This is a genomic window from Paracoccus binzhouensis, from assembly GCF_016446475.1.
GTDB classification, from domain to species: Bacteria; Pseudomonadota; Alphaproteobacteria; order Rhodobacterales; family Rhodobacteraceae; genus Paracoccus; species Paracoccus binzhouensis.
This window is the reverse complement of record NZ_JAEHFP010000153.1, coordinates 1-8,660: the sequence shown is the minus strand read 5'-3', so window position 1 is coordinate 8,660 and position 8,660 is coordinate 1. Positions and strand designations below refer to the sequence as shown.

Annotated in this window: 10 protein-coding genes; all 10 read right to left on the bottom strand. The window is 70.7% G+C overall.

All coding sequences use genetic code 11. The features are described from left to right. The coding region (locus I9P22_RS21985) for a DNA polymerase III subunit delta' (RefSeq protein ID WP_199262140.1) at positions 1 to 910 on the bottom strand (910 nt) is incomplete at its 3' end. Beyond that, a complete protein-coding gene (gene tmk / locus I9P22_RS21980; RefSeq protein WP_199262138.1) occupies positions 907 to 1,506 on the bottom strand; it encodes a dTMP kinase in 600 nt (199 codons plus the stop codon). The genes tmk and I9P22_RS21985, both read right to left, overlap by 4 nt. Positions 1,507 to 1,518: 12 nt before the next feature. Next, entirely contained in the window at positions 1,519 to 2,676 is a 1,158-nt protein-coding gene (locus I9P22_RS21975) for a D-alanyl-D-alanine carboxypeptidase family protein (RefSeq protein ID WP_199262136.1), read from the bottom strand. Positions 2,677 to 2,782: 106 nt separating this feature from the next. Further along, positions 2,783 to 3,481: a transcriptional repressor LexA gene (lexA, locus tag I9P22_RS21970; protein WP_199262133.1), complete on the bottom strand. Its 699-nt coding sequence runs from the start codon at positions 3,479 to 3,481 to the stop codon at positions 2,783 to 2,785. Positions 3,482 to 3,591: 110 nt separating this feature from the next. Continuing rightward, complete coding sequence (locus I9P22_RS21965; RefSeq protein WP_199262131.1) at positions 3,592 to 4,764, bottom strand: molybdopterin molybdotransferase MoeA; 1,173 nt, start codon at positions 4,762 to 4,764, stop codon at positions 3,592 to 3,594. A gap of 9 nt (positions 4,765 to 4,773) precedes the next feature. Beyond that, positions 4,774 to 5,244 (bottom strand): cyclic pyranopterin monophosphate synthase MoaC, encoded by a 471-nt coding sequence (gene moaC, locus I9P22_RS21960; RefSeq protein WP_199262129.1) that lies wholly within the window; start codon positions 5,242 to 5,244, stop codon positions 4,774 to 4,776. Then, the gene (gene trpC, locus I9P22_RS21955) at positions 5,241 to 6,032 is read right to left on the bottom strand and encodes an indole-3-glycerol phosphate synthase TrpC (protein WP_199262127.1); all 792 of its coding nucleotides are present in this window, start codon (positions 6,030 to 6,032) and stop codon (positions 5,241 to 5,243) included. The genes moaC and trpC overlap by 4 nt, the downstream gene beginning before the upstream one ends. Before the next feature lie 9 nt (positions 6,033 to 6,041). Next, positions 6,042 to 6,710: a uracil-DNA glycosylase gene (locus I9P22_RS21950; protein ID WP_199262125.1), complete on the bottom strand. Its 669-nt coding sequence runs from the start codon at positions 6,708 to 6,710 to the stop codon at positions 6,042 to 6,044. Continuing rightward, the gene (gene trpD, locus I9P22_RS21945; protein WP_199262123.1) at positions 6,703 to 7,740 is read right to left on the bottom strand and encodes an anthranilate phosphoribosyltransferase; all 1,038 of its coding nucleotides are present in this window, start codon (positions 7,738 to 7,740) and stop codon (positions 6,703 to 6,705) included. Before trpD ends, I9P22_RS21950 begins: the two co-directional genes overlap by 8 nt. Next, positions 7,737 to 8,327 (bottom strand): anthranilate synthase component II, encoded by a 591-nt coding sequence (locus I9P22_RS21940; protein WP_199262121.1) that lies wholly within the window; start codon positions 8,325 to 8,327, stop codon positions 7,737 to 7,739. The genes trpD and I9P22_RS21940 overlap by 4 nt, the downstream gene beginning before the upstream one ends. Between the last annotated feature and the right edge of the window lie 333 nt (positions 8,328 to 8,660).

Genomic DNA, 8,660 nt, shown 5'->3' with positions numbered 1-8,660 from the left:
CCTCGGCCGCCTCGGGCAGGGGGGCGCCCATCAGGCCGGTCCGGGCCGCGCGGGTCAGGAAACGGTCGATCAGCGTCACGACCAGGTCGAAAGGGTCGCCGTCGGCGCCGGCCCGGCCCGCCGCCATCTCGGCCAACTGGGCGGCGGCGCGGCGGTCCATGCGGGGATGATCGGTGAAAAGCCCGACCAGGCGCTGGTAGACCGCCAGCCCATCCTGGCCGGCCAGCCGCAGCGCCTCTCCGACCGAGCCGCCGGACAGCGCCGCAAGCCGCGCCGCGTCCTGGTCAAGGCCCAGACCCTGCAAGACCCCCGCCATGTCCTCGGGGCCCAGCGGGTGCAGCCGCAGCTCGCGGCAGCGCGAGCGGATGGTCGGCAAGAGCCGCGCCGGCTGATGCGCCACCAGCAGGATCGTCGCCTCCTGCGGCGGCTCCTCGAGCAGCTTCAGCAGGGCATTGGCGGCGGCCTGGTTCATCTCGTCGGCGGCATCGATGATGGCGACGCGGCGCCCGCCCTCGGCCGCGCTCATGTGGAAGAAGGCCTGCAGGCGGCGGATCTCGTCCACGGTGATCTCGGCTCGCAGCCGCTGGGTCTTTTCGTCGACGGGCCGCCGGACCAAATGCAGCCGCGGCTCGGAAAGCGCGCGGATGCGGCGCACCACCGGATCGTTGTCGGCGGTCGACAGGTCGGGCCCGCTGCTGCCGCTGAGCAGCCATTTCGCGATGCTCCAGGCCAGGGTCGCCTTGCCGGTGCCGCGCGGGCCCGAGATCAGCCAGGCATGATGCAGCCGATGCGCCTTGGCCGCGGCCAGGAAATCCGCGACGGCGCTGTCCTGGCCGACGACGCGCAGGGCCTCGCGCGGATGCGGGGCGCCAGGCACGCGGTCGGGCTCGGGCAGCGGCTCCTCGCTCATGCCAGGGCCGCCAGGACGCGGGCGGCGACGTCATCCTCGCCGCCGCTGCCGTCGATCACGCGGATGCGGGCCGGAACTTCGGCGGCGAGGGCGAGGAAGCCGTCGCGCAGCCGCCGCTGGAAATCGAGGCCCAGCGTCTCGAACCGGTCCTCGACCCCGCCGCGGGCCTGGCCGCGGGCCAGCGCCACCTTGGGGTCGATGTCGATGACGAAGGTCCGGTCCGGCTCGATGCCGATGGTCAGCCGGTGCAGCTCCTCGACCAGCTGGCGCAGATCGGCGCGGGCGAGGCCCTGGTAGACGCGGCTGGAATCGGCGAAGCGGTCGGTGACCACCCAGGCGCCGCGCGCCAGCGTGGGTCGGATCAGCCGCTCGACATGGTCGCGGCGGGCGGCGGTGAACAGCAGAAGCTCGGTTTCCGGGGACCAGCGTTCGCCCCGGCCCTCGACCAGCAGGCGGCGGATCTCCTCGGCGCCCTCGCTGCCGCCGGGCTCGCGCGTCAGCACGGTTTCGGTGCCGCGCGCGGCCAAGGCCTGCGCCAGCCGTTGCGCCTGGGTGGATTTTCCCGATCCGTCGATGCCCTCGAAGCTGATGAACATGGGCGCGCGGGATCAGTTCCGCACCGACTGGATCGCGCGCTCGCCCAAGCGGAGGGCCGCGCTCTGGATCCGGCCGAGGACGCCGGTGCGGGCCACGTCGCTGGCGGCGAGCAGCGGCAGGCGCGACTGCCCGACACCGGGAATGTCCACGATCAGCTCGCCCAGCGGATCGCCCTTGGCGATCGGTGCCTCGATCGGGCCCTTGAAGACCGCCTCGGCCTTGACGCCGGCGCGCGCGCCGGCCGGGATCAGCACCCGGACGCCGTCGCGGGTGGTCAGGCCGACGCGGCCCTTGTCGCCCAGCCAGACCGGGGCCTGGGTCACGATCTCGTCCCTGGGGATGATGGTGCGCATGGTGAACTGGCGATAGGCCCAGTTCACGATCCTCTCGGCCTCCTCGGCGCGGGCCTTTTCGCTGGGCAGGCCGGCGATCACGAAGACGATGCGGCGGTCGCCCTGCACGGCCGAACCGACCAGGCCATAGCCCGCCTCCTGCGTGTGGCCGGTCTTCAGCCCATCCGCCTTCCAGTCGCCGGTGCCCAGGCGCAGCAGCGGGTTGCGGTTGTTGGCATTCGAGGGGACCCGGCCCTTGTAGTTGTATTCGGTCAGCGCGAAATTCTTGTAGAGTTCGGGGAATTCGGTGATCAGCCGGGTGGCGAGCAGGCCGAGATCGCGCATCGACATCCGGTGCTGGGGATCGGGCCAGCCCGAGGAGTTGGCAAAATGCGAATGTATCATGCCGAGTTGCCAGGCGCGGTCGTTCATCAGCCGGGCGAAGGCTTCCTCGGTGCCGGCCAGTCCCTCGGCCACCACCACGCAGGCATCGTTTCCGGAATTGATGATGATGCCGTGGATCAGTTCCTCGACCGTAGGGCGGTCGGCAGGCTCGACGAACATCTTCGAGCCGCCCATCTGCCAGGCCTTGGTCGAGACCGGGAAGGTGGTGTCCATCGCCACCCGGCCATCGTGCAGCGCCTCGAACAGCATGTTCAGGGTCATCAGCTTGGACATCGAGGCCGGCGGCAGCGGCTCGTCGGCATTCTTCTCCATCAGCACGGTGCCGGTGGCCAGGTCGTAGACCCAGGCGGCGCGGGCATTGGTGTCGAATGCCTGCACCGGCAGCGCCAGCATCATGACCAGGGCGAAGATGCGGAACGTCAGAGCGCGCATGGATTGTCCTTGACCTGTCGCGTTTGTGCCATGGTTAGCGCAGCGGGTCGGAACCCGCAACGCCGCAGGGCCGCCTGTGCCGGGCAAGTGAACCGTCGGCGCAGGCCTAGTAGCTGCGGATCAGTCCCACCAGTCGACCCTGGATGCGCACCTTGTCCTCGGGCAGCACGCGGGTCTCGTAGGCGGGGTTGGCGGCTTCCAGCGCGATCATGCCGCCCTTGCGGCGATAGCGCTTCAGCGTCGCCTCGAACCCCTCGACCAGGGCGACGATGATGTCGCCGTTCTCGGCCGTGTCCTGTTCGCGGATCACCACGACGTCCCCGTCGTTGATCCCGGCCTCGATCATCGAATCGCCGCGCACCTCCAGCGCGTAATGCCGGTCCTGGCCGGAGAGCATCGAGCCCGGCACGGCGATATGGTGCGAGACCTCGGAGATCGCCTCGATCGGGACACCAGCGGCGATGCGGCCCATGACCGGCAGTTCCACGGCCGAAACGGCAATCTCCATCGCGCCGCGCGGCAGCGGTGCGGGGCGGTCGGGCGCATCCCCGTCGATCACCCGAGGCTGGAAGCTGGTGCCCTTGCTGAGGCTGTCGGGCAGGCGGACGATTTCCAGCGCGCGGGCGCGATGCGGCAGGCGGCGGATGAATCCGCGTTCTTCAAGGGCGGTCACGAGGCGATGAATTCCCGATTTCGAGCGCAGGTCCAGCGCGAGTTTCATTTCGTCGAACGAGGGCGGCACCCCGTCGCGAGCCATCCGCGCCTGAATGAATTCAAGAAGCTGGATCTGTTTCTTCGTCAGCATGCTCTGCCCCCGATCTGCTGCGGCCGCCATCGTGTTCATTGAATGTTCTAGCGCGGCCGATCCCTTGCGTCAATCTTTATGGCGATTCGGGTAAATTTCCGGTTAACCGGCTAGAGCGGCAGGTAGCCCATGCGCTCGCCCGCCTTGCGGGCCGGGTCGCCGGCGGGGCGGATCAGCAGCGCGTCGGCCTCGGCCAGCAGCCACAGCCGGGCGGAATCCTGGTCGGGGAAGGGTTCGATCCCCGGCAGGCCGTCGCCGGGCGAGAGCTGGGCGCGCAGGTAATGCTGGCGGTCGCCCTCGGGCGGCAGGTCGCGGGTCAGCACAGCTTGCAGGGGCTCGGGCCCGGGCGGCAGGCCCTGCATGGCGCGGATCAGCGGCTGCATGAAGAGTTTTGCGCAAACCACAGCAGAAACCGGATTTCCTGGCAGGCCCAACATCGCGGCATCGCCCATGCGCCCGGCCATCAGCGGCTTTCCGGGACGCATCGCGAGCTTGTAGAAGCTGCGCTCCATCCCGAGATCGGCCGAGACCTTGGCGATCAGGTCGTGATCGCCGACCGAGGCGCCGCCGACGGTCACGATCAGGTCGCAGCCCTCGGCCTCGGCGAAGCGGTCGCGCAGGCTTTCCTCGGTGTCGCGGGCCAGCGGCAGGACCATGGGCTCGGCCCCCGCCTCGCGCGCCAGCGCGGCGATGGCGATGTCGTTCGAGCTGATGATCTGGCCCGGCGCCGGATCGGTGCCGGGGCGCACCAGTTCGTCGCCGCCCGCCAGCACGGCGACGCGCGGCCGGCGCGCGACCGTCAGCCGCGGCACGTTCATCGCCGCCAGCAGTGCCAGATCGGCGGGGCGCAGCGGGCGCGGCGGCTGAAAGGCGGAACCTTCGGTGAAGTCATTGCCTTGGCGGCGGATGTTCAGGTTGGACCCGGCTTCGGCCACGGTGATGCGGTCGCCATCGCGGGTGACGATCTCCTGCATGACCACGCGGTCGTAACCGGCCGGGACTGGAGCCCCGGTGAAGATGCGGATGGCGCTGCCGGGGGGCGTCTCGCCCGCATAGGGCACGCCCGCCGCGGCGGTGCCGATCACCGCCAGCGGACCGGGCAGATCTGCCGAGCGCAGCGCATAGCCATCCATGGCCGAGGCGTCGAAGGGCGGCTGCGTCAGCCGGGCGACACCCGGCGCGGTCATGGCGCGGCCGAGCGCCTGTTCCAGCGCCACCTGTTCGGGCTCGGGCGGCTGGGCAAGGGCCAGGACGCGGGCGCGGGCTTCTTCGACGCTGATCATTCTTCCCCCTCAGGGCGCGCGGAAGTCGCCCGATTTGCCGCCGGTCTTGAAGAGCAGACGAATGCCCTCGATCCGCATGTCCTTCTGCGCGGCCTTGAGCATGTCATAGACGGTCAGGCAGGCGGTGGAAACGGCGGTCAGCGCCTCCATCTCGACCCCGGTCTTGCCGGCGGTCTTCACCGTGGCGGTGACGCGGATGCCGGGCAGCGAGGGCTCGGCCGCCAGTTCGACCGAGACCTTGGTGATCGGCAGCGGATGGCAAAGCGGGATCAGGTCGGCGGTGCGCTTGGCGCCCATGATGCCGGCCAGCCGCGCCACGCCCATCACGTCGCCCTTGGCCGCGCCGCCCTGCGCCAGGGCCAGCGTCTCGGGCGCCATGACCACCAGGCCCTCGGCCACCGCCTCGCGCGCCGTCTCGGCCTTGCCGGAGACATCGACCATATGCGCCTGGCCCTGGGCGTCGAAATGCGTCAGGCTCATGCCGCGAGGCCCAGGATCTGCCGGGTGGCGCCGGTCACGTCGGCCTGCCGCATCAGGCTTTCGCCGATCAGGAAGCGCCTGACCCCGGCCTCGGCCATGCGGTTCAGGTCGGCGGGGGTGAACAGCCCGCTCTCACAGACCAGATCGCGGCCGGCGGGCACATGCGGCGCCAGCGCCAGCGTCACGTCCAGGCTGACCTCGAAGGTCTTGAGATTGCGGTTGTTCACCCCGATCAACGGCGATTTCAGGCGCAGCGCGCGGTCCAGTTCCTCGCGGTCGTGGACCTCGACCAGCGCGTCCATGCCCCAGTGGAAAGCCGCGTCCTCGAGCTCGGCGGCCAGCGTGTCGTCGACCGAGGCCATGATGATCAGGATGCAATCGGCGCCCCAGGCGCGGGCCTCGGCCACCTGATAGGTGTCATAGAGGAAATCCTTGCGCAGCGCCGGCAGGTCGCAGGCATCGCGCGCGGCGGTCAGGAATTCGGGCGCGCCCTGAAAGCTCGGGGCGTCGGTCAGCACCGACAGGCAGGTGGCCCCGCCCTGCTGATAGGCGCGGGCCAGCGCCGGCGGGTCGAAATCGGGCCGGATCAACCCCTTGGAGGGGCTGGCCTTCTTGATCTCGGCGATCAGCGCATGGCCGGTCTCGGCCTTCTCGGCCAGCGCGCGGGCAAAGCCGCGCGGGCTTGATGTGGCGCGGGCCGCGGCCTCGACGCCCGACAGCGGCCGGGCGGCCTTGGCGGCGGCGATTTCCTGAAGCTTGTAGGCCTTGATGCGGTCTAGAATATCCATGGCTCAGCTTTACCCCGCGGCGGCGGTTTCGGAAAGGGCCCAGTCGATCACCGGCTCGCCCCGCGCCCGCAGCCAGTCGTTCACCCGGCTGAACGGGCGCGAGCCGAAGAACCCGCGCCGCGCCGACAAGGGCGAGGGATGCGCGCTTTCGATCACCAGATCCTGCGGGCGCGGCAGTCCGGCGAGGGCCTTTTGCGCATGGGCGCCCCAGAGGATGAAGGCCAGCGGCCGCTCGGCCTGGGCGCGGGCGACGGCTTGGCGCGCCAGCTTCTCCCAGCCCCATTTCGCATGCGCCCCGGCCTGTCCGGGCAGCACGGAAAGCGAGGTGTTCAGAAGCAGCACCCCCTGCCGCGCCCAATGGCTCAGGTCGCCGTTCGGGGGCGCGGCGCCGACATCCTCGCGCAGCTCGGCATAGATGTTCTTCAACGAGCGCGGCAGCGCGGTTTCCGGCGTGACCGAAAAGGCCAGCCCGTTGGCATGGCCCGGCGTCGGGTAGGGGTCCTGGCCCAGGATCACCACCCGCACCTGCTCGGGCGGGGTCAGCTCCAGCGCGGCGAAGACGCGGGCGGGGCCAGGCAGCCAGCCGCACTCCGGCAGCCGGGCGGCGATGGTCGGCCAATCCTGATGAAAGAACGGCAGATCGGCCCAGGCGCGAGGGACGGCGGCGGGTTCAGTCATGAGCTTCCGGCGCGCCGACCTCGGCCGCCAGCGCGGCCAGCTTGGCCTTGGCCTTGCCGCTGTCGATGGCGTCGCGGGCGATCTCGGCGCCCTCGCGCAGGTCGCCGGCCTTACCCGCGATCAGCAGCGCGGCGGCGGCGTTCAGCACCACCGCGTCGCGATAGGCGCCCGGCGCGCCGTCCAGCAGCGCCCGCAGCGCCGCGGCGTTCTGCGCCGGATCGCCGCCCAGGATCGCCTCGAAGGGGTGCACGGGCAGGCCGGCATCGTCGGGCGATATCTGGAACTCGGTGATCTCGCCGTCCTTCAGCTGCGCCACCCAGGTCGGCTCGGCGATCGAGATTTCGTCGGTGCCGTCGCCGCCATGCACCAGCCAGGCGGCCTCGCTGCCCAGCTCGCGCAGCGTCTCGGCCATCGGCCGGTTCCAGACCCGGTCGAAGGTGCCGGTCAGCTGCCGCCGCACCCCGCCGGGATTGGTCATCGGCCCCAGCAGGTTGAAGATCGTCCGCGTGCCCAGTTCCGCCCGCGCCGGGCCGACATGGCGCATGGCGGGATGATGCACCGGCGCCATCATGAAGCAGATGCCGGTGGCGGCCAGTGCCCGCTCGGCGATCTCGGGCGTCGACATCACGTTCAGGCCCAGATGGGTCAGCGCATCGGCCGAGCCCGATTTCGACGACAGATTGCGGTTGCCGTGCTTGGCGACCGGCACGCCGGCGCCCGCCACCACGAAGGCGGTGGCAGTCGAGATGTTCAGCGTGCCCTTGCCGTCGCCGCCGGTGCCGACGATGTCCATGGCGCCGGCGGGGGCCTTGATGCGGTTCATCCGTGCGCGCATGGCGCGGGTGGCGGCGGCCATCTCCTCGACCGTCTCGCCGCGCACGCGCATCGCCATCAGCAGCCCGCCGATCTGGGCGGGGGTGGCCGCGCCCTCGAACAGCGCGCCGAAGGCCGCCTCGGCCTCGGTGCCGGTCAGCGGCCGGCTGGCGGCCAGGCCGATCAGCGGCCGGATGTCTGTGGCGGCGGCGCTCATGCGGCGGCGCCCAGGTTCTGGCAGCGGCGCAGGAAGTTGCGGATCATGTCGTGGCCGTGTTCCGAGGCGATGCTTTCGGGGTGGAACTGCACGCCCTCGACCTGCAGGGTCCGGTGCACCAGCCCCATGATGGTGCCGTCGGCGGCGGTGGCGGTGACGCGCAGGCAGTCGGGCAGGCTTTCCGGCTCGACCGTCAGCGAGTGATAGCGCGTCGCGGTCAGCGGCGAGGGCAGGCCGGCAAAGACCCCGGTGCCGTCATGGCTGATCGCGTCGGTCTTGCCATGCACGATGCGCGAGGCACGCACCACCTTGCCGCCGAAGGCCTCGCCGATGGCCTGATGGCCCAGGCAGACGCCGAACAGCGGCAGGCCCCGGTCCGAGGCTGCGCGGATCAGCGGCACGATGATCCCGGCATGGGCCGGATCGCAGGGCCCGGGCGAGATGACGATGCCCTGTGCGCCCATCTCCAGCGCCTCCTCGACGGAAAGCACGTCGTTGCGGCGCACGACCACATCCGCCCCGGCCTCGCCCATGTAATGCACGAGGTTCCAGGTGAAGCTGTCGTAATTGTCGATGAGCAGGATCATGGCGGGGCCTTGCATTGGGGGGTGAACCCCGGAAAATCTGCGGCTATAGATGGGCTAAAGCCTTGCGGCGGGTCAAGACCGCGGGGCAAGAAAAACCGGCGTGAAAGCCAAGGGCGGGACGGTCGAGGCATGGCGAGGGGATTTGCGGCAGGTCTGGTTCATGGCGCGCTGATCTGCGGCGCCGCGTTGGCCGCGCTGTCGCTGGCCCTGCCGCAGCCGCCGCGCCCGGCCGCACTGCCCGCCGCCGACGAAAGCGGGGAGAGGGAGCCGCCGGCCGAGACCGTCGAGGCGCCGGCAATCCCGGCGCCGGAGCCGTCGGAACCGCCCGCCGAG